The sequence below is a fragment of the Facklamia sp. P13055 genome (assembly GCF_050409445.1).
In the GTDB taxonomy this organism is placed as follows: Bacteria; Bacillota; Bacilli; order Lactobacillales; family Aerococcaceae; genus Facklamia.
On sequence record NZ_JBNUPL010000004.1, the window covers coordinates 96,957 to 117,331 of the forward strand.

Annotated in this window: 19 protein-coding genes and 1 pseudogene; 10 read left to right on the plus strand and 10 right to left on the minus strand. The window is 35.7% G+C overall.

The window, feature by feature from the left end; translation table 11 throughout:
- The first annotated feature begins 5 nt into the window (after nucleotides 1-5).
- From ACQV2O_RS02870 to rbsB, 6 genes are read left to right on the plus strand one after another with little or no spacing between them, the layout of a single operon-like run.
- The gene (locus ACQV2O_RS02870) at nucleotides 6-986 is read left to right on the plus strand and encodes a LacI family DNA-binding transcriptional regulator (protein WP_428874931.1); all 981 of its coding nucleotides are present in this window, start codon (nucleotides 6-8) and stop codon (nucleotides 984-986) included.
- Entirely contained in the window at nucleotides 986-1,894 is a 909-nt protein-coding gene (gene rbsK / locus ACQV2O_RS02875; protein ID WP_428874932.1) for a ribokinase, read from the plus strand. Before ACQV2O_RS02870 ends, rbsK begins: the two co-directional genes overlap by 1 nt.
- Entirely contained in the window at nucleotides 1,869-2,267 is a 399-nt protein-coding gene (gene rbsD, locus ACQV2O_RS02880; protein ID WP_428874053.1) for a D-ribose pyranase, read from the plus strand. Before rbsK ends, rbsD begins: the two co-directional genes overlap by 26 nt.
- A gap of 11 nt (nucleotides 2,268-2,278) precedes the next feature.
- On the plus strand, nucleotides 2,279-3,760 hold the full coding sequence (locus ACQV2O_RS02885; protein WP_428874933.1) for a sugar ABC transporter ATP-binding protein: 1,482 nt from the start codon (nucleotides 2,279-2,281) through the stop codon (nucleotides 3,758-3,760).
- Nucleotides 3,760-4,713 (plus strand): ABC transporter permease, encoded by a 954-nt coding sequence (locus tag ACQV2O_RS02890; protein ID WP_428874934.1) that lies wholly within the window; start codon nucleotides 3,760-3,762, stop codon nucleotides 4,711-4,713. The genes ACQV2O_RS02885 and ACQV2O_RS02890 overlap by 1 nt, the downstream gene beginning before the upstream one ends.
- Nucleotides 4,714-4,734: 21 nt before the next feature.
- Nucleotides 4,735-5,661 carry a ribose ABC transporter substrate-binding protein RbsB gene (rbsB, locus tag ACQV2O_RS02895; RefSeq protein ID WP_428874935.1) on the plus strand — a complete coding sequence of 309 codons (927 nt, stop codon included), beginning with the start codon at nucleotides 4,735-4,737 and terminating at the stop codon, nucleotides 5,659-5,661.
- 69 nt (nucleotides 5,662-5,730) lie between these two features.
- Here rbsB and ACQV2O_RS02900 read toward each other — a convergent pair whose 3' ends face one another.
- From ACQV2O_RS02900 to ACQV2O_RS02910, 3 genes are all read right to left on the minus strand, one after another.
- Nucleotides 5,731-6,276, minus strand: a complete 546-nt coding sequence (locus tag ACQV2O_RS02900; protein ID WP_428874936.1) for a GNAT family N-acetyltransferase — start codon at nucleotides 6,274-6,276, stop codon at nucleotides 5,731-5,733.
- A gap of 133 nt (nucleotides 6,277-6,409) precedes the next feature.
- Nucleotides 6,410-8,473 (minus strand): heavy metal translocating P-type ATPase, encoded by a 2,064-nt coding sequence (locus ACQV2O_RS02905; protein WP_428874937.1) that lies wholly within the window; start codon nucleotides 8,471-8,473, stop codon nucleotides 6,410-6,412.
- Nucleotides 8,463-8,759 (minus strand): DUF6110 family protein, encoded by a 297-nt coding sequence (locus ACQV2O_RS02910; protein WP_428874047.1) that lies wholly within the window; start codon nucleotides 8,757-8,759, stop codon nucleotides 8,463-8,465. The genes ACQV2O_RS02905 and ACQV2O_RS02910 overlap by 11 nt, the downstream gene beginning before the upstream one ends.
- A 703-nt stretch (nucleotides 8,760-9,462) precedes the next feature.
- Here ACQV2O_RS02910 and ACQV2O_RS02915 point away from each other — a divergent pair.
- A complete protein-coding gene (locus ACQV2O_RS02915) occupies nucleotides 9,463-10,857 on the plus strand; it encodes an alanine/glycine:cation symporter family protein (RefSeq protein ID WP_428874938.1) in 1,395 nt (464 codons plus the stop codon).
- A 325-nt stretch (nucleotides 10,858-11,182) separates the two neighbouring features.
- On the opposite strand, the gene dhaM is transcribed toward ACQV2O_RS02915, so the two are convergent.
- Genes dhaM through ACQV2O_RS02935 form a run of 4 tightly spaced genes read right to left on the minus strand, consistent with a single transcriptional unit; the run spans nucleotide 11,183 to nucleotide 14,327 of the window.
- Nucleotides 11,183-11,557, minus strand: coding sequence for a dihydroxyacetone kinase phosphoryl donor subunit DhaM (gene dhaM / locus ACQV2O_RS02920; RefSeq protein WP_428874939.1), 375 nt, complete (start codon nucleotides 11,555-11,557; stop codon nucleotides 11,183-11,185).
- A complete protein-coding gene (gene dhaL, locus ACQV2O_RS02925) occupies nucleotides 11,557-12,135 on the minus strand; it encodes a dihydroxyacetone kinase subunit DhaL (protein ID WP_428874044.1) in 579 nt (192 codons plus the stop codon). Before dhaL ends, dhaM begins: the two co-directional genes overlap by 1 nt.
- A 35-nt stretch (nucleotides 12,136-12,170) precedes the next feature.
- Nucleotides 12,171-13,160 (minus strand): dihydroxyacetone kinase subunit DhaK, encoded by a 990-nt coding sequence (gene dhaK, locus ACQV2O_RS02930; protein WP_428874942.1) that lies wholly within the window; start codon nucleotides 13,158-13,160, stop codon nucleotides 12,171-12,173.
- Nucleotides 13,161-13,187: 27 nt separating this feature from the next.
- Nucleotides 13,188-14,327: a glycerol dehydrogenase gene (locus ACQV2O_RS02935; protein ID WP_428874043.1), complete on the minus strand. Its 1,140-nt coding sequence runs from the start codon at nucleotides 14,325-14,327 to the stop codon at nucleotides 13,188-13,190.
- Between the two features lie 177 nt (nucleotides 14,328-14,504).
- On the opposite strand from ACQV2O_RS02935, the gene dhaS reads away from it, so the two are divergent.
- Together dhaS and glpK are read left to right on the plus strand one after the other, a co-directional pair.
- Nucleotides 14,505-15,095 (plus strand): dihydroxyacetone kinase transcriptional activator DhaS, encoded by a 591-nt coding sequence (gene dhaS, locus ACQV2O_RS02940; RefSeq protein ID WP_428874041.1) that lies wholly within the window; start codon nucleotides 14,505-14,507, stop codon nucleotides 15,093-15,095.
- Complete coding sequence (gene glpK, locus ACQV2O_RS02945) at nucleotides 15,095-16,606, plus strand: glycerol kinase GlpK (RefSeq protein ID WP_428874040.1); 1,512 nt, start codon at nucleotides 15,095-15,097, stop codon at nucleotides 16,604-16,606. Before dhaS ends, glpK begins: the two co-directional genes overlap by 1 nt.
- Before the next feature lie 326 nt (nucleotides 16,607-16,932).
- Here the strand turns inward: glpK and ACQV2O_RS02950 are convergent, their stop codons facing one another.
- The 3 genes and pseudogenes from ACQV2O_RS02950 to ACQV2O_RS02960 all read right to left on the minus strand — a co-directional run bounded on the left by ACQV2O_RS02950 (nucleotide 16,933) and on the right by ACQV2O_RS02960 (nucleotide 19,006).
- Complete coding sequence (locus ACQV2O_RS02950) at nucleotides 16,933-17,127, minus strand: helix-turn-helix transcriptional regulator (RefSeq protein WP_428874039.1); 195 nt, start codon at nucleotides 17,125-17,127, stop codon at nucleotides 16,933-16,935.
- Nucleotides 17,128-17,258: 131 nt separating this feature from the next.
- Nucleotides 17,259-17,441 (minus strand): annotated as a pseudogene (locus tag ACQV2O_RS02955) (AbaSI family restriction endonuclease); the annotation flags it as partial.
- A 137-nt stretch (nucleotides 17,442-17,578) separates the two neighbouring features.
- A complete protein-coding gene (locus ACQV2O_RS02960; RefSeq protein ID WP_428874940.1) occupies nucleotides 17,579-19,006 on the minus strand; it encodes a hypothetical protein in 1,428 nt (475 codons plus the stop codon).
- A gap of 448 nt (nucleotides 19,007-19,454) precedes the next feature.
- Between ACQV2O_RS02960 and ACQV2O_RS02965 the strand changes: the two genes are divergently transcribed.
- Nucleotides 19,455-19,643: a hypothetical protein gene (locus ACQV2O_RS02965; RefSeq protein ID WP_428874028.1), complete on the plus strand. Its 189-nt coding sequence runs from the start codon at nucleotides 19,455-19,457 to the stop codon at nucleotides 19,641-19,643.
- Nucleotides 19,644-20,375: the final 732 nt, after the last annotated feature.

The following is a 20,375-nucleotide window of genomic DNA, read 5'->3' on the forward strand; positions in this document are numbered from 1 at the left end:
AGTTTTTGGTAACAATTCGTGATGTGGCAAATGAAGCAGGCGTTTCAGTCGCAACTGTTTCGCGCCTGATGAATAACAGTGGTTATGTGAGCGAACAATCCAAACACAAGATTCTTTCGGCGATTAAAAAATTAGATTATATCCCTAATGAAATTGCTAGATCTTTAAATAAACAGTCGATGAAAATTCTTGGTTTATTGGTTCCGGATATTACTAACCCTTATTTTCCTTCTTTAATCAAGGGAGTCGAACAATGTGCCTTGCAACACGGCTATATGCTTTTATTAGGCAATACCGAAGGCCAAGAAACGATTGGTGAGAACTATCTTAATTTTTTTAAACAATATAAAGTCGCTGGATTAATCAAAATTGATGGGACTCATCTAGACACACCTGAGGACGTTCCAACCGTCTCATTAGACCGGATGAATGATCAAGACCAGTTTGCAGTAATCTCTGATGATTTTTATGGCGGAGAACTCATTGGACAAACTATTCTTGAAACTAATCATGGCTCTATTCTGATTATGACGGGTCCAATGGATATTCAAGTGTCTAAAATGCGTTTGCAAGGAATACAGTCTGTATTTGATCAATATAAAATCGACTATCAGATATATTCTACTCCGTCCTTCCAGACAGAATTTGCAGATCAAGTTGCCAAGGAGATTATTCGTGACTATCCCAATATTGATACGGTGATTGCTCCTAATGATATCTATGCTTTAGCCCTTATCCAAGCTTGGAATCAATTAGGTTCTATTATCCCAGAAGATGTCCAAATCATTGGGTATGATGGAATTGTCTTTGGAGCCTATGCCCATCCGAGTTTAACTACCATTGAACAACCGGCTTATAAAATAGGTTATCAGGGAACAGAATTGTTACTAGCTATTATTAACCAACAAATAGATCCTGAAATGTCTAAAATCATCCAAGTCAAACCGCGATTATTAAAAAGAAATTCTTTAAGGGAGGTAAAATAATGGTAAAAATTGCAGTCATTGGAAGTATATCTACTGATTTTGTGGTGACTTCTAAACGAAGACCCCAAGCTGGAGAGACTATTTTTGGGGAATACTTTGAAACTTATTTTGGTGGCAAAGGAGCTAATCAAGCCGTTGCAACCAGCCGACTGGGTGCAGAAACTTATATGTTAGGAGCAGTGGGAGCTGATAGATTCGGTGAAAGTTTAATAGCCAATTTGCAAAATAATCGGATTGAAGTTTCACACATTAAAACAAAGAAGCAGCTTCCTTCAGGTTCTGCCATTATTAATGTTGTTGAAGGCGAAAATACGATCATTTATGTAGCGGGAGCTAATGATGCTTATTCAAGCGAACAAGTTCTAAAAGAGCAAGCATTTCTCACTACCTGTGATTTAATTCTAATCCAAAATGAAAGTCCCATCGAAACGGTTGAAACCCTTATACAACAAATGGCTGATGCCTCTTGTCAAATAATATATAACCCTGCGCCCGCTCGCTCATTTAATCCACAATTGATGGCAGCTATCGATTACATCACACCTAATGAACATGAATTTCGCTTAATGTTCCCAGATCAAGAAATGGCAGAAGTTCTGGCTCAATATCCGAACAAAATGATTGTAACCTTAGGAGCTCAAGGGGCCGTCTTTCATAATGGACATGAACTTATTGAAGTCCCTTCCTATAAAGTTGATCAAATTGTAGATACTACTGGGGCTGGTGATACATTCAATGGTGCGCTCGCCTTTGCTATTGGCAACCAGTTCGAACTCGAAGAAGCAATTCGTTTTGCCAACTTAGCCGCCGCCCTATCAATCGGAAAAGAAGGGGCTCAAAAAGGAATGCCTACTATCAAACAAATGAAGGAGAGTGTATATTTTGAAAAAACATGGGATATTAAATAGTCATATCTCCAAAGTTTTATCCGATATGGGCCATACTGATCAACTAACAATTGCAGATTGTGGTCTTCCTATCACAACGCATGTAGAAAAAATTGATTTAGCTATTCGCTTAGGTGAGCCTGATTTTATCAGTGTTTTAAAAACAGTAATGAGTGATATGAAAATTGAACGGATTATTCTCGCCGAAGAAATCAAACAATATAATCCGAATTTGCTAGCTGAAATCCAGCAATTAGTAAATCCACTTATTGAGATTCAATTTATAGATCATGACTCATTCAAGAAGCAGACCCATAAAAGCAAAGCGATCATAAGAACAGGTGAGGCGACTCCTTATGCAAATATTATTTTGCAATCAGGCGTCATTTTCTAGGGGGGAGTATTATGGAAATTCAAATGACTAATATCCATAAACAGTTTGCAGCCAACCAAGTCTTAAGAGGAGTAAACTTCGACTTAAGAAGTGGAGAAGTCCATTCACTAATGGGTGAAAATGGAGCTGGAAAATCAACTTTAATGAACATTTTAACCGGTCTATTATCAGCTGACCAAGGAAAGATTACCATTAATGGAAAAGAATCATTGTTTGATAATCCCAAAGATGCTGAAAATAATGGCGTTAGCTTTATTCATCAAGAATTGATAACTTGGCCAAAGATGACCGTCTTAGAAAACATGTTTATGGGGAAAGAGCTTACCAAATATGGCCTTTTCTGTGACCAAGCTACCATGAAATTAAAAGCTAAAACTATTTTGCAAGAATTAGGTATTCAGATTGATCTTGATGCCTTGATGGGAACACTCAGTATCGGTCAACAACAACTAATTGAAATTGCCAAAACACTGATGAACGATGCTTCTGTTATTATCATGGATGAACCGACAGCTGCTTTGTCAGACCATGAAATTGATACACTCTTTTCTATAATCCAAAAACTTAAGCAACAAGGAGTCGCAATTGTATACATCTCGCACCGCTTGAAGGAAATATTTCAAATAAGCGACCGTATCACTGTCATGCGCGATGGCATTTCGATTATGACTAAAGATGTTACCAACACGGATGAGAAAGAAATTGTTCGTGCAATGGTGGGTCGAGACATTGGGGATTACTATCCGAGTAAACGTTCAGAAGTTGGCCGTACACTTTTAGAAGTTAACAAGCTAACGGTGAGTGAAAAATTTGAGGATATCTCTTTCACTTTGAAACAAGGGGAAATACTCGGTGTGTCTGGACTGATGGGAGCAGGACGTACAGAAATTATGTCGGCTATCTTCGGCTTGCTTCCGATTGAGCGCGGAACTATTAAAATTAATAATCAGCCTGTGCTTCTCTCTTCACCACTTCATGCTATTAAACAAGGAATTGGTTACTTAACTGAAAACCGTAAAGAGGAAGGCCTTATTTTAGACTTTTCGATTAAAGAAAATATTGGAATCACTGCTTTTAAAGAATTTTCTAAAAACGGTTTAATTCACACCAAGGAAGAAGAAGATTTTGTGCAGTTACTCATCGAACGTTTGGCTATAAAGACAATGGATATGCATCTACCAGTGACTTCCCTATCTGGTGGGAATCAGCAAAAAGTGGTCTTAGCCAAATGGATTGCTGCTGGAACTCAAATTTTAATTTTGGATGAACCTACCCGTGGAGTGGATATCGGTGCTAAACGAGAAATATACTTGTTGATGCGTGAATTAACCGATCGAGGTGTTGGTATCATAATGGTATCAAGTGATTTACCTGAAATAATTGGAGTCAGTGACCGTGTACTTGTTATTCATGAAGGAAAACTGAATGGCTGTCTGTCCCATGAAGAATTATCGGAAGAACGCATCATGACTTTAGCTACAGGAGGAAAATAATGGATACAGTTGAAAAGAAATCATCGAAAAAGCAATTTGATTTAAGAAGATTAGGTCCAGTATTGGCCTTAATTGTTTTGTTTGTTCTCGTTACCCTCTTAAATCCAAATTTTATTAAAATAAATAATTTACTTAATTTGCTTAGACAAGTCTCAATTAATGCCTTTATAGCATTCGGTATGACCTTTGTCATTATCACTGGGGGGATTGACTTGTCGGTCGGCTCTGTCTTAGCTTTGTCAAGCGCGATAGTCGCATACTTAATGATGTATGGTATGAGCCCTATACTTGCTGTTTTAATTGGGGTCTTACTTGGGGGACTTTTAGGAGCAATTAATGGATTAATTATAACTAAGGGGAGGGTTGTTCCATTTATTGCTACCCTTTCAACTATGACTATCTATCGCGGATTAACTTTGGTACTAACGGGAGGAAATCCTCTCACTAAATTTGAAGGGGGGCAATTTTTTGAATCCATTGGAAGGGGGTATTTATGGAAAATTCCAGTGCCGGTTCTTCTAATGTTGGTTGTTTTTGGCATTCTCTACATGCTTTTGCATCGCACAACATTTGGACGGAAAACTTTTTCCGTTGGAGGAAATGAAAAAGCGGCTTATATTGCTGGAATTAATAGTCATCGAGTTAAACTTATTGTCTACACTATCTCCGGGGCTTTGGCTGCCACTGCAGGTTTAATCTTAACTTCACGATTAAACTCAGCGCAACCAACTGCTGGAGTCGCTTATGAAATGGATGCCATCGCTGCTGTTGTCATTGGTGGTACAAGTATGGCTGGAGGTCATGGCCGCATCATTGGAACCTTAGTCGGCGCTTTAATCATTGGTACGTTGAATAATGGTTTAAACTTACTTGGAGTATCTAGTTTTTATCAACAAATTGTTCAAGGTATCGTTATATTAATCGCTGTTCTATTAGATCGAAAAGAAAAATAACTATATAAAAGGAGCATTCAAATGAAATCTATAAAAAAAATTACTATCGCCTTGTTCGCTATTTTACCACTTGTTCTATCAAGTTTAACTGCTAACCTACAGGTTAAGGCAGAAGAAGAATATACAATAGGTCTAGCAATTTCCACTACCAATAATCCCTTCTTCGTCGATTTACAAGAAGGTGTTGAAGAGGCTGCAAAAGAAATGGGAGCCACTGTTAAAATTGTTGACGCACAAGATGATGCAACAACACAGCTTAATGGACTGGATGACTTAATCACTCAAGGAGTAGATATTTTACTCATTAATCCCGTTGATTCCGATGCTATAGTCCCAGCTATTAAAAATGCTAATGAAGCAAAAATTCCTGTTATTACCATTGACAGAAACGCTGCAGAAGGTGAAGTTGTTTCATTAGTAGCCTCTAATAACTTAGATGGCGGTAAGATGGCTGCTGAATTCATTATTGAAAAGATTGGAAAAGGTGCGAAAGTTATTCAATTAGAAGGTGTTCCAGGCGCTTCTGCAACAAACGAAAGAGGGGAAGGTTTTGAAGAAGGAGCCAAAGATCAATTAGAGCTTATCGCTAGTCAATCTGCTAACTTTAACCGTTCAGAAGGATTAACTGTTATGGAAAATCTTCTTCAAGCACACCCTGATGTTCAAGCTGTCTTTGCTCAAAATGATGAAATGGCTTTAGGGGCTATTGAAGCTATTAAAGCTGCTGGTTTAGAAGAAGAAATTCTCGTGATAGGATTTGATGGCAATGACGATGGCTTGGAAGCGGTCAAAGAAGGTGAGTTGGCTGCAACGATCGCTCAACAACCTAAAGAAATGGGACATTTAGCGGTTGAAGCTGCCATCAATCATTTAAAAGGAGAAAAAGTTGAAGAATCCATTGCTTCTCCGTTAGAATTAGTAATTAAAGACACACTAGAAGAAAAATAATTCACTTTTCATTTAATAGTTTTAAGACCTCACGACACTTATTTAGTGCCCTGAGGTCTTCATTATTTTTTACCCACTTATATTAGTATCTGTAGCATAATCCCTAAAATCATTTTCCACTAACTCATAGTCAACACTGGATTGGCTACAACCAAGTTGGTCGACCCATGAGTCATCGTTAATCCGCAACTTTTTAAACCCTAGTAGCTCATATACATGTTGGGCCCTAGTATTTTGAAGATTAACATCTAAAATAATTTTTTGATAGCCTTGATTAAATAATTCTTTAATCAATAAACTCAGAATAATTCGACCCAGGCCTTTATTGCGATAAATTGCTTCACAAATCTTTATATGTATTTCTGTGACTTGATTCCCCAAGTTATCATAAAACATTTCACCAATTAATTGACCTTGATACTCAATGAGTAGGAGCCGACCTTTTTCATCGGTATAATTTTCAATCTTATCTTCGATTTCTTCGACTGATTTGCCTAATCCATTGGGAAAACCCAAATATTTCATTAGTTCCCCATCATTCCACCATTGACAGAGTTTGGCAGCATCTGCTATTTCTGCATCACGTATCCATAAATTTTTATACCTTACTTTCATAGAAATCCCCCATTTTAATACAGGGCTGCTTTATATTAAACAGGCATTACAATTGATATTCAGGTTTAACTAGGATAAGGCAAAGTAAATCTACCAGCTTTTTTAAGAGAAAGCGAATACTGGATTATTCCTTTTATCTTTTAAAACCTGACATACTTCTTAAAATTATGCCAGTCGTTGTCAAATTATGTAGGATTGATAGGGAACTTGGTGATAATAAATCAAAAACACCTAATAAAATGAGCCCACTATTAATCGCAATGGTTTGTTTAACATTTTTCTTTATTCTTTTATCTAATAAATGGCTAATTTCAGCCAATTCCATTAGACTTTCTAATTGATTATTTGATAAAACAAGATCACTTGTTTGTTTGCAAATATCAGCAGCATCATTCATAACTGCCCCTATGTCTGCAAGCGATAGTGCAGCAGAATCATTGAGCCCATCTCCAAGCATCATGACTTTTTTACCTGAACGTTTTTGTTCTTCAATGAACTGATATTTATCATTTGGTGACACTTCTGTTTGTAAATATTGAACGGATATATTATTCATAAGATTTTGAGTTCGCTCTTTGGTATCACCAGTAAGAAGCGCAACTTCTTTGCCCTTACTTTGTAACCATTGAATGACTTTGGCCGCTTGCGGACGAAGCGGGGTATCAATTAGAAAAAGACCAATTAATCTTCCGTTGTAACCAAGATAGAGTAGGTTGTATTGCTGTTCATAGTTATTAATAACGGCTTTTTGTTCTTCAGAAATAGCAATTTTTTTATCCGTCATTAAAAGATAACTACCAATGACTACTTCTTTTCCATCAATGGTTGATAAGATCCCGCGCGACGCAATATGATGGAGCTTTCCATGCATTTCATCATGGACAATAGCTTTTTCTTGGGCTTCGTTCACTACGGCTTTAGCCAATGGATGATGAATGTGTTCTTCTAAGCAAGCGCCCATTCGTAAAACATCTTCGGTTTCATAATCATCAAAAGAGACGGTTTTATAAACCTTAGGATCGGATACAGTTAAAGTCCCGGTTTTATCAAAGACAAACAGATCGATGTCATTATACTTTTCCACGACATCCATACTTTTAATTAATATTTCCTTCTCAACTGCTTCTTTAATTGCCGTTAAGTAAGAAATAGGAACCGAAAGCTTCAAAGCACAAGAGAAATCAACTAATAGAAACGATAGGGCTCTTCGCAAAGATCCAGTGAATAAATAGGTAAGAATGACACCTAAAAAATTGTACTTAACCAGATTGTCAGCTAGAGCAATATATTTAGTTTGTTGAGTGCCTTTTTGATTTTCTGATTGACGCATTAGAGACATCAATTCGTGGATACGGTAATTTAACGTGGTATTTGTAACGCGAATAGATAATTCTCCCGATTCGATCACTGTATTTGAAAAGACTTGATCTTCTTCTTGCTTAAGGATAGGGAAAAATTCTCCGGTAAGCGAACTTTCATTGACCATGGCTGAGCCAGCATCCACTACCCCGTCAAATAAAATTTCCTTTCCTTCAGACACGATTATAATGTCATTCAACTGAACTTCTTTAGCATTACGCTCAAGCTTATTCCCTTGACTGTCTAACAACCATACCGTTTTAGTAGGATCTTTCATACTGCTTTCCAAATCTGCAATTGACTTTTTATTGGTCCAGTCATTTAATTGATCACCCAATCCCATGATAAACATAATGGAACTAGCTGTTTTAGGCTGTCCAATCAATATGGCAGTTAAAATAGCAGCGCCATCTAAAACTTCCATATTTATATCCTGCGATACTAACGATTGAAGCGCTTTTTCTATATATTTAGTGGATAAATAAAGGGTATAGAGATACTGAATAGGTTGAGGTAGAAATAGACGTCTCAGCACAAACAGGCTCAGTTCCTTCGAAACAATCGCATAAGGCGTCTTTTCTTTGCGATAGGGTTCTTGTAAACATCTAATGATTTGATCTTCATTCAAACCATTTAAAAATTTGAGAGCGTGTGCCATCGAGTAATCTTTATGAACAAAGACAGCCATTGTCCTTTCATCATGATAAAAAACTATTTTTTGAATAGCTGGTTGGAGTTGAGCCTCCTCCTGAATCATTTCTCTAACGGATAACGTTAGTAAAAAAGAACACTTAACTCTTACTCGACTTTTGTTTTGATGACAAATTTTAAACTTCATTAGCGCCTGCTATATCCTCAATGCTATCGGCTTGCTCTTGCTGTTTTTGGGCAAGATAAATTTCTTGAGCATCTGACAAAACGTCATCAGTATGTTGTTTAATTGTTGATACATTCGCATCAAGCTCATCTTTTAATTGGTAAGATTTTGCGATTACATGAGCATAAGTTTCTTTAGCTTTTTTACTCGTTAAAACTTTTAACCCTAGTGTTCCAAATAGAGCTCCTCCGAGGAATAAACCAGATGATTTGCTGATTTTTGTGGCCTTTTTTAAATTCTTTAACATTTTAAATCCTTCTTTCTATTTATATTTAAATAATTATAGCACTGATAAAAGTAAGTTTCAATTAATGGGTCCAAGGCTCAATTCTTATTCGTGTCCACAAGTGATAATGTTTGCTTTTCGTTTTGACAAAACTCGTTCCCATACGCTCTAAAGTTAGACATAAATAATTGTTAAATCAAACAGATGCGCAATCATTTTATAGTAAATCAGCTTAGATTCAAATTGAGAAGTTAAAAATAGAATGACTTATCGATAGAACCAGCCATTAATAGGAGCGTTATGATGACCTTGGGCTTTTGATTCGATCTTTTAAATTATGGCCACTGCAATGGATTAGTGTGTTTTTTCTTAGATTAGGTAGTGACTTGTCCCTTAGTGGATTATTATTTTGTGGAGTAGTTTTAGCAAAACAGACCCATTCTTTGTTTAAATTCAAATAGATATACAGTTTAATTGTTAAGTACTGTTTCTTTCCTATTTTATTCACTTTTTATTTCGTTACGCTACCCTAAAATTGCAATTAGGCTTGCTGAAGTAAGCTTTGTCAATTGATCAATCTTTCACAAAAACACTTTTATTTCATTTGAATTTTTGCTAATTTTTTTTAATTCGAAAAAAATGGTTTCGTTTTCATAAAAATCATTGACTTGCTATACCCTTTTATCATACAATTTAGTTAAATAAAAATTTAGGAGGGGAAGAGATGAATTCTTTAGTCAGTTATTTTGTGAAAAATATCACTCATTTGAGTGATTTAATGTGGTCCAGTGTTCTTTTGTATATTCTTATAGCGGTCGGTATTTTTTATACTTTTTATCTTGGCTTTCCGCAATTTCGTTATTTTGGAACAGCGTTTAAAGAGACTTTTGGCGGCGTTTTTGGTAAAAAGGAAAAAGAAGAAGCCGGTACCATGTCTTCATTCCAAGCCCTAGCAACAGCCATTGCTGCTCAAGTCGGAACAGGTAATGTTGCTGGGATTGCTACAGCTATTATGGCAGGAGGACCTGGTGCTATTTTCTGGATGTGGATGTCTGCTTTTGCTGGCATGGCTACAATTTTTGGCGAGGCCGTTTTAGCTCAGAAATATCGTGAAGTGCGTGATGATAACTTTGTGGGAGGGCCTGCCTTTTATATCAGTAAAGGGATAAAACAAAAAACCTTAGGCAAATTCTTAGCCGGCTTCTTCTCAGTAGCAATTATTATTGGCTTAGGATTTATTGGGAACTTAGTGCAATCAAACTCGATATCTGCCGCTGTCAATGAGGCTACCGGTATTAACCCAATTATCGTTGGTGTTTTGATAGCAATTGCAGCTGCTTTAGTTTTTATGGGTGGTATGAAACGAATTGCTAACTTTGCCGAATTAGTTGTGCCATTCATGGCTGCTTTATATATTATCGGCGTCATCGTCGTAATGGTTCTCTATAAAGATCAAGTCGGTCCTGCTTTTAAATCGATTTTTGTGGAAGCTTTTAAACCTACATCTATGATGGGTGGAGCGATTGGTGTCACCGTTAAACAAGCCATTCGATACGGGGTCGCAAGGGGTCTCTTCTCAAACGAAGCAGGTATGGGTTCTACACCACATGCCCACGCAGTGGCCAACGTAAAACATCCTGCTGAACAAGGTTTAGTAGCGATTGTTGGTGTTGTCATTGATACGCTCGTTGTTGGAACCGCTACTGCAATGGTAATTCTCGTTACCGGCGCTCATGAAAAAGGGTTAGAGGGGGCTTTAGTCACGCAAGAAGCTTTTTCTTCCGCTTTTGGTACGTTAGGTACATCCTTTCTAGCTCTTTGTTTAACCTTTTTTGCCTTTACCACTATTGTAGGTTGGTACTATTTTGGAGAAACCAATATTCGTTACTTATTTGGTAAAAAAGGGCTTTTACCTTATCGTATTATCGTCATTTTCTTTATCGTTTTAGGATCATCACTCACTAAGAAAATCGACTTTGTTTGGACCATGTCAGACTTCTTTAACGGGCTGATGGTCTTTCCAAACATGATTGCTCTCCTTTTATTAGCGCCTCAAGCTAAACGGATTCTAGATAGCTATAAAGCGCATCAGCTCTATAACCGGGAGGATTTAAGTTAGTTTTATTAAAGCATAAAAAGGCCTCTGAAGTTGAATTCAAATCAACTTTAGGGGTCTTTAAATATAATCCAAATATCAATTCTTGTAATATTCGCAAACTATGTGTAATAAAAATCTCACTAATTTAAAAAATAGATAGGACCAGTTCTTTAAAAAAATAATTGAAAAACTCTAGCTCTCCTACTCTTTAGGATGCGGCTAGAGTTTTTAGCACGGTGCTGCCATTAAAGTTAAACCCTCACTGTTTTCTCCAAGTATTTAGCAATCTAGGGAAAACATTTTAAGCTACTGATGATTTTCTTTACAAATAAATAGAATATATCCGTTATTTTACCATATGCATTTCTTCTAGTTGTGCCTCGATATTTTCTTGATCGACACCGGCTTGTAATAAAGTTGCAGCGGTATATGCTCCTTCTACGACTGGAACATCATATATTTTGATTGTTTTATCACTCATTTCCATAGCCATTTCTAGATTCATTTTTGCACTACCTAGATCATAAAAAGCCAATAAATTTTCAGCTGTGTTTTTATTGATGGCTGCTAAAGCGGTATCAAAGTTCGTCCCTATTTCGTTTTGATCAATACCGCCTACTACTTGCACATCAACATCTGCTGCTGCTTGTTGAATCAAACGATGAATTCCTTCCGCAATCTCATGAACATGTGAAACAATCACAATTCCGGTTTTTTTCATTATTCTGCCTCCGCTTCTAGCATTGCGTGAAATAATAAGCCTGAGGAGTAAGCTCCTGGATCAATATGGCCAATAGATCGATCTCCCACATAAGAGGCTCGTCCTTTTTTAGCTTTTAATGGTTGCGTTGCTTCCACTGCTTCATCAATTAATTCGTGGGTTAATTGATGAGTCTCAACTGCTTCTACAACAGCTATCCATAAATCTACCATTGTTTTGTCGCCTTGTTCTGCTTTTCCACGCTTTTGAATCGTTTCTAACCCAGCTTTTAAAACACTTGCCCAGTCTTCAGCTGCCGATTCAGCTTTCATCATGCCCATAAAGGCTGACCCATATAGTGGCCCAGAGGCTCCACCAACTTTACTTAGCATATTTTTCATCATTAATTGAAGCAATTCATTCAACGTTTTTGGGTTTTCGTCTTCAATCGCTTTAATTACATGGGTCATGCCACGAGACATATTATTTCCATGGTCACTATCGCCAATAGGTGTGTCTAGTTGTGTTAAATAGTCTTTTTCGTTTTGAATTTTTTCATTGAATAATTCCATCCAACGAATTCCAGTCTCTAGATTCATTTAAAAGATTCACCCTTTCATTTTATAAAATAATCTTACCAATTAATGGTATCAACTGGTGCTTCAATAGCTTTCAAATAGAATGCTTCATCTAAGCGAAGCAAAGTTAAGGATAAACCTTGCATATCTAACGAAGTCATTAAATTACCTACTTTCGAAAACGCAATCGTCAGATTCTTTTCTTTCATTATCCTTTGCACATCATTTGCAAATACATATTGTTCCATTAATGGCGTTCCACCTAAACCATTCACGATTATTGCGAAGCGATCATTGGCTTTGGCATCAAACTCTTTTAGTAATTTTGTAAGTAATTCTTGGGATAAATCCTGTGAACTCTGCAATTTTTCTCGTCGATATCCCGGTTCGCCATGAATACCTACGCCATACTCGATTTCATCATCCGCTAAGGTAAAACTTGCTTCATCGCTCCCGGGGGTAGTGACCCCTGTTAATGCGACTCCAATCGTTTTTATATTTGGGATAAGATTTTCCGCTAATTTTTTAATCTCTTCAATGGTTTGCCCTTGTTCAGCAGCATACCCTAATATTTTGTGAACAAAGACCGTTCCTGCAACGCCACGTTTTCCCTGGGTGTAGAGACTATCTTCGACAGCAATGTCATCATCAACTACGACACTCTCTACTTTTATTCCTTCCATCTCAGCTAATTCCTGAGCCATCTCAAAGTTCATAATATCCCCTGAATAGTTCTTTATAACGAGAAAGACACCTGCCCCCTCATCCGCTTCTTTAATTGCTTGTAAAATTTGATCGGGCGTTGGAGAAGTAAAGACTGCCCCACAAACAGCTGCTGATAACATTCCTCTTCCAACAAATCCAGCATGTGCAGGTTCATGTCCGCTTCCTCCACCAGAAATAATAGCCACTTTCCCGGTTTTTTCTAAAGTTCGTTGAATAATTCCTGTTTCAGGAATTCTTTTAAGCAATTTTGAATGACTTTGTACCATTCCATTAATCATCTCATCCACAATATTTTCTGGTTTATTTATTATTTTTTTAATCACGCTAGATTCCTACCTTTTTTAAATTTATTTTGCTTGTTTTCTTGCTTTATAATCGCGACCCATCGCATCCGCTGCAATAATTGCATTTGCAACGGCTTCTTCTGTGATTTCAAAAGGCATTGAATGAATAGATTCTTCTGGGATACATGCTTTTTTAGCTACTTTTAGAATTTCTTGGTAATTAACTTCTTCGACATCTAAGTCCGCTAGAGATACTGGTAACCCAACAGAAATATTAAAGTCTAATAATTCTTCGACTTCTGATTTTGGTGCGTCTTCGAGCACTAATTGAACAAAGGTTGTAAAAGCAACTTGTTCCCCATGGTAATAATTTCCTGGCCCTTCTAAAACAGTTAAGCCGTTGTATATTGCATGAGCAGCTGCTAATCCTCCCGATTCAAAGCCTAAGCCAGATAATAAGGTGTTTGCTTCTACGATATCTTCTAAAGCTTGTGTAACAACGTTCTGATCAGCCGCAATTTTTGCATCGTATCCTTTTTCTAGAACCACTTTTAAACTTTTTTCAGCTAGTGTCATGGCTGCAATTGTTCCTTTAGCAGGTCCTGTAGCCCCAGTACGATAACCATTTGGCAAACCAGCATTCACATTTGAATTGGATTGACGAGTCGCTCGAGCTTCATAATAAGTTGCCAAAGTATCGCCCATACCAGCTACTAGGAATCGACTCGGTGCCTGTGCAATAACGGTAGTATCCATCAAAACAACATCTGGGTTTTTGCTAAAGTAAGCATAATCATCAAATTGATGATCGGCCGTATATAAGACAGCAGAGTGACTCGTGGGCGCATCTTGCGCTGCAATCGTCGGGCAAATAATAATATTCTGTCCTTCCGCTACAACTTTGGACGTATCGATCGCTTTTCCTCCCCCCAATCCTACAATAACATCAGTGCCTTTTTCTTTTGCTAATTTTTTCAATCGTTCGACTTCTTCGCGTGTGGCTTCGCCACCAAAATCTCCTCGATGTAATTGAACCTTATAGGTTTCAGCTGTTTGATCCAGTTTGTCTTGTACACGATCAATATCTGCTTTATTTCCTATAACGAGGGCAGATTCACCTAAAGACTGAATATAAAATCCTAAATTCAATAATTCATCTTCACCTTGTACATACTTACTTGGACTAATAAATGCTTTTCTCATTCTTATTCCTCCTGTATCTTTTAAGCTTCTTCTTCTCCACTAAATTAATGGTAACAAGTAAGCGCTATCAATTCAACAGACAAAAACCTTCGTCTGTCCGTTTGGTTTCAGATTTGCTCTGTCGTATACTGATACTATCAAATACTGTTTTATTTTTAATAAAAGGAGTTTGCCTGGATGAAAGAAAAAACAGATACACAAGAAATCATCGCTCAATCATTTCGAGAATTAACACTAAAAAAAGAAAGGGATAAAATTTCAATCACCGATATAATGAAACAAGCAGATTTTCGTCGTCAAACTTTCTATGATTATTTTGATGACAAATATGATTTAGTTACCTGGATTTTTTCGCATGAACTCTACCAATCCATTCAATCAATAATGGATTGGCAAAATTGGGAAGAAATCTTATGGCAACTATTAACTTATCTTGAATCAAACAATAAATATTATCGAAAAATCTTCCTCGATATAAAATTAGATTCTTTTAAAGAATATTTTATTTACTCCATTAAAAAAATAATCAAACAATTAGTAGATGATTATTTCAAAGAGCAGTTTCTTTCGTTAGAAAAAAAGCAAATGATTCAAACAGCTACAGATTTTTATAGCTATGGTCTCTCTGAAAGCCTCTATCATTGGGTCTTAGAAAATTGTGAACCAAATAGTAAACACTACCATGCGATGCTCGTAAAGCTTGTAAACTGTCGAAGCAAATCGAATGAACACACTACTATTTTATCAGGGAAAGGAAAGGATAAGTAATGGCAGAATATATATTATCAATTGATCAAGGAACAACGACGACACGTGCTTTTATTATTGATCGCAAAGGAAATTATATTGGAACTGCGAGTCGAAAATTCCAACAAATTATCCCACAAACTGGATGGGTAGAACACGATCCGAATGTTATTTGGGAAACTGTATGTCATGTTATTGAAGAAGTTATCCAAAAATCTGGGGTTAATTACTCTCAAATCAAAGCACTTGGACTAACGAATCAACGTGAAACAACTGTTGTTTGGAACAAGATAACAGGTGAGCCGATATATAATGCCATTGTTTGGAGTTCTAACCAATCATTAGCTACAATTAATCAATTGAGATCCAGTAAAAATGAAGAATATATTCATAAAACCACCGGACTGGTTATGAGTCCCTATTTCTCAGCCAGTAAGATTCGTTGGATTTTAGATTATCATACTGGAGCGCAGGTTGATGCTGAAAAAGGAGCATTGCTTTTTGGGACCATCGATAGTTGGATTGTTTGGAAATTAACTAAAGGAAAGTTACATATCACTGACCATACGAATGCTTCAAGAACCATGCTCTTTAATATTCATCGTTTAGAATGGGATAATGAATTGCTTAAGCTTTTTAATATTCCAAAAGCAATGTTACCCAATGTTTATCCTAGCTCTCATTACTATGGCGAAACAAGTTCTGATCTTTTCCATGGAGTAAAAATACCCATTACAGGGGTAGCTGGAAATCAGCAGGCTTCTTTAGTTGGTCAACTTGCTTTTCAATCTGGACAAGTTAAAAGTACTTATGGTCAAGGGACATTTATTGTTATGAATACCGGGACTGAAGCCAAATTATCAAACAATCATTTACTTACAACCATTGCCTATTCGATCGATGGTCAAATTAATTATGCTTTAGAAGGGGCTGCTTTAATTTCTGGAAGTGCCATTGAATGGTTAAAAGACGGTTTAGAATTATTTGAAACGATTGAAGATTCAGAAAAGCTGGCTCTCATGGCAAATCCAAAGTCTTCCGTCTATTTTCTTCCAACTTTTAAAGGAATTGAAGCTCCTTATTGGGAAACGAATGTCAGAGGGGCTATTTTAGGCATGGATGACTATACGACTAAAAGGGAACTTATCCTTGCTACTTTTGAATCATTAGCTTACCAAGTCTATGACATTATTGATTTAATGGAATCAGATACTGGAATTGCGCTGGATGTTTTACATGTTGATGGTGGCCTTGCTCAAAATAACTTACTCATCCAATTTCAAGCCGATATTCTTAATAAAACAGTTGAACGCGTTGAACGTTTAGAAACAACCGGTTTAGGTGCTGCATATCTGGCTGGATTAGCTGTGGGTTACTGGAAGGATTTAGATGAATTGAGAGCTTTAGTATCCGAGAACGAAGTTTTCCAACCAAATATGAGTCAAACCGATCGCTTTAAAAAACTGAATGGATGGCACAATGCGCTTAAAGCTGTTCGATATTATTCTCAGTTAAGTCAAGATTTCTTTTAATAAAGAACACGAATGAATTTAAGTGGATTTCAAAAATAGCTAAGAAAAAGTTCTTAGCTATTTTTAGAAAGTTCTTAATCTTATCTAAAATACTTTATTATTATTTCTATCCTCTCCGACTGATTGAACACCTCTAAAATTTATGGTGTCGATGGAGCCATTCGATTCATTGACACCATTTTTATTTTTTAATAAAAAGTCAATGAATCGCTACCATTAAGTTTCCACAAATAAAGCTAGGAGCATTCACAAAACTCATTCTTATATACGAATGATTATGGAATTAATGTAACAGTTATCTATATGCTGCATCAATTTCCAGAAATCTACTGATCACTAATAAAAAGTTCATCAACCATTGTATCTAAATGCTTTGCCATATTAAAAGCAAGTTGTAGACTCGGATCGTATTTGTTATTTTCAATTGCATTAATTGTTTGTCTGGTAACATTGCACTTATCCGCAAGTTGGGCTTGAGACCAACCCTTCTTAATTCTTAGTTCTTTGATTTTATTATTCATAGATTCACTGAACTTTCTAATTGAAGGGATTGATAGAAACTAGTCTACTATCATAATCCACATAGATATGATCGCTCACTTTGCGATAGTTTCTTTCTATATAATCCTCTGTCCGACTGATCAATTGAAAATTACCCATATACCGATCCAATATTGAGTTGAGGAAAATAAAGATCCATTAAATAATATTCATTCTTACCATTTTTCACATATTGCTGAGTGACTGGTCGAAGTTGCGGATAGTTCATTTGTTGCCATACCGCATTCAAAATATAGTTCTCATAGTCTTTTCTCTTAGTCCGAGAGAAAGTCCGTACTAAATATTCTTTTTATCCATAGATACTGCTACTCCTTTACTATTGCTAAAGAGATAAAAAGAGCAGATAACTATATAGTCAACTGCTCCTTCTATTCATTAATTTATTTACATATATTTATATTTTTGAAATCTCTATTTTTTATAATATGTCCCATCGGCATATACAACAAATACATCGATAATAGCCTCTTTTTCCGATGTATTTGGATCAACTATCTTATCTTTTGATGCAATGGTCAAAGTATAAGAACCATCATCATTGAACTCGAAGTCAAACATATAAGCATCGGCTGGGAAGTCCTCTTTACCCAATAAATAATTATAAGCAATATCGGGATCAAAAGGTTTAATGACTGCATTCTCCGGATAACGATCAAACCAATCCGGCATATAATCCGGGACAGTTGGTGAGGCTTCTTTTACTCTTGCTAAACGCGTTTCCTCATTACGATTGAAAACAGTGCCACTGGTACTGATTTCACCATCTGCCGCCACAAAGTAATCGGTTCCATCGACAGGAAATGTATATCCCCCAGCAATTGCATAGCCAGTATTATAATCAACAGGTAATCCAGTCACTTTTACTAAAATAGTATAAGCTTCCTCTTGGCTAAACTGACCATCACGAACTTCATATTCGGACTCTTTGAGCAAATGCGGATCATCCTGGGTCTTATCAGCTACTTTATTATTAGCTGCTTTATTATCAGCAGTGGTTACTTCTTCTTTTTCTGGCCATTCATAATCTTCTAAATAAACTTCTGATGACTCAGCTTTTCGTTCCTCATAAGCTTTAATGGCTTCATCAATCCTCTTTTTGAGTTGATCTTTAACCATCGTTTCATCTTTTTCTTCATCTTCTTTTAATTGACGGTAGTTTTCTAAAATAGTTCGCGGAAGGGCTTTATTCAATTCTGCAAACGTATAAGTCGTATCCTCTAAATCTTCTGCTAAAACTAAATAAGCTTCATAGTCTTCTTCTGTCAAAAGTTCTAATTCAGCATAATCTTGAGATAAAGCGAGGTAAATGGCATGGACTTGATCTTTTTCCTCATCAAAGTCTACTTGAGCTTGATCATAAGCTGCCATTAAGTAATTCTCATCCACTTCCAACAATTGTTCCAAATTAACTGGCTCTAAAGTGCTCAATTTGTCCTTCACATAATTGACAATATTTGCATTAACTTCTCGCTCATAATCACTTCCCATGTAACTTAATTGGTCAGCTGTTGAAGAATAGGTCATCTCTTGACTTTCCAACTCTTCAGACTCTTCAAACTCAATCGAAGCCACTTTCACAGCTTCGCTGTCATCAATTTCCAGGGTCTCAACTTTATAGACTTTTCCATCAAGGAGCATTTTTTGTGCTGTCAGTGCGATCTCATTCCCCTCTTCATTCGTCCAAACCCCAATGAATGGGTTAAGAGTCTCCTCTTCATTCAGAAATTCACTTGTCGTTGGTGTATTCTCATCTGCTGCAACATTTTCTACTGAAGTATTTGAAGCATACACAGATAAAGCGATCGCCCCTACAAGCAAACTACTAATTGCTTTTTTCATTCAAATATCCTCCTTTAAGTTAACCTTTCGAAAAGTATAATTCAATTTAAACGTATCGATATTTTTATTAGTAAACTAATAAAGTATAAATTTATTATAGCAAAAATTTGAAGTATTACAATTGAAATAAAGTATTTCTTAAATTTTATCTCATAAGATTCAAAATAAATTCATAATTAAATTTATTCCCACAAATGTCGTCCTCTGGCTGATCGTTTTACCTACTTTAAGATATTTATCTATTCCATCAAACGCTATAATAAATTGAAGTTCTAATAATATAGGGTCTAAACCTTCCATATTTTCATTTTCCAAGCTGTGGAGATATAAAACTTATAGCTGGCTCATTTTGAATTTTAATTTTTAGTGCAATTAGTGTGTAATGGTTTGCTAAATAATAATGAGTATTTTAAAATTTATTCAACATCAAGTTTAGAAAGGACCTATTATGAAAAAGAAATTAATTAGTGCTAACGCATCCGATATCAAAACGATGACTGCTCAAGAAATAAAACAAAGTATTAAAGCTAGCGAAGATCGAGTGGTTTTAACAGAAGCCATTGCTCAAAAGGACACCTATATAGCAGATGTAACGGGAGCTGAAGTGGCATTTAATTTTGGCTTAAAAAATATGTAGTTTTAAAAATACTTGGTTATGTATATATATTCATTTTAATTACGCTTATGTAAAACTAATTATAAAAATTTATGTGATTATTTTAATGTAAAAAGATAAGACCGTATCTTATTCATTAACACTGTATAGTTTTAAACAATTTAATTTAAAATTCTTCTCACCAATCAGTTTTGATTAAGAAAATAATTACAAAAATGAACTGTTTTGTAATTATTTTCTATATTTAATGTAAAGTAATCGTCTTTATATACTCCAATAAGTCCATCCATCTGAATAGTTATTGTTTTACATATTTAGTTGCTTATGTCTTTTACTTTTTTCAAAATAGAACTACTTTATTGAATTGGAGAAATGGATAAATATGTGTCGATGTCTTCTACAAACTTGTAAAAACTTTTACCTTTGGACTGAAAGCAAATAGTAACTAAAAACACAAAACAGTCTCTTCAAATACATTTCACTTGAATTTGAAGAGATTATTATTTTATGATAAAAAGTCGTCTATCCAACTGAATTAAATAAAGAAGTATTTTGAACTAAAATAACAGACTACATATGTAAAAAAAGTCGATATAAACTTAACAAAAGTAACTTCTTTATTCTTAACTACACCCATTATTTACCATCCGTTTTTTTTAGTTTAAAATTATCAAAATACTCACTGATAACTTTTTTAAAATTTACTATATTAACTTCAGTATAAACCTTTACTTATTATACTTATAAATATTT

Coding starts and splice junctions, on each gene's coding strand:
- rbsK (WP_428874932.1), top strand. CDS start 986: ATGGTAAAAATTGCAGTCATTGGAAGTATATCTACTGATTTTGTGGTG.
- ACQV2O_RS02885 (WP_428874933.1), top strand. CDS start 2,279: ATGGAAATTCAAATGACTAATATCCATAAACAGTTTGCAGCCAACCAA.
- ACQV2O_RS02890 (WP_428874934.1), top strand. CDS start 3,760: ATGGATACAGTTGAAAAGAAATCATCGAAAAAGCAATTTGATTTAAGA.
- rbsB (WP_428874935.1), top strand. CDS start 4,735: ATGAAATCTATAAAAAAAATTACTATCGCCTTGTTCGCTATTTTACCA.
- ACQV2O_RS02900 (WP_428874936.1), bottom strand. CDS start 6,276: ATGAAAGTAAGGTATAAAAATTTATGGATACGTGATGCAGAAATAGCA.
- ACQV2O_RS02905 (WP_428874937.1), bottom strand. CDS start 8,473: ATGAAGTTTAAAATTTGTCATCAAAACAAAAGTCGAGTAAGAGTTAAG.
- ACQV2O_RS02910 (WP_428874047.1), bottom strand. CDS start 8,759: ATGTTAAAGAATTTAAAAAAGGCCACAAAAATCAGCAAATCATCTGGT.
- ACQV2O_RS02915 (WP_428874938.1), top strand. CDS start 9,463: ATGAATTCTTTAGTCAGTTATTTTGTGAAAAATATCACTCATTTGAGT.
- dhaM (WP_428874939.1), bottom strand. CDS start 11,557: ATGAAAAAAACCGGAATTGTGATTGTTTCACATGTTCATGAGATTGCG.
- dhaL (WP_428874044.1), bottom strand. CDS start 12,135: ATGAATCTAGAGACTGGAATTCGTTGGATGGAATTATTCAATGAAAAA.
- ACQV2O_RS02935 (WP_428874043.1), bottom strand. CDS start 14,327: ATGAGAAAAGCATTTATTAGTCCAAGTAAGTATGTACAAGGTGAAGAT.
- dhaS (WP_428874041.1), top strand. CDS start 14,505: ATGAAAGAAAAAACAGATACACAAGAAATCATCGCTCAATCATTTCGA.
- glpK (WP_428874040.1), top strand. CDS start 15,095: ATGGCAGAATATATATTATCAATTGATCAAGGAACAACGACGACACGT.
- ACQV2O_RS02950 (WP_428874039.1), bottom strand. CDS start 17,127: ATGAATAATAAAATCAAAGAACTAAGAATTAAGAAGGGTTGGTCTCAA.
- ACQV2O_RS02960 (WP_428874940.1), bottom strand. CDS start 19,006: ATGAAAAAAGCAATTAGTAGTTTGCTTGTAGGGGCGATCGCTTTATCT.
- ACQV2O_RS02965 (WP_428874028.1), top strand. CDS start 19,455: ATGAAAAAGAAATTAATTAGTGCTAACGCATCCGATATCAAAACGATG.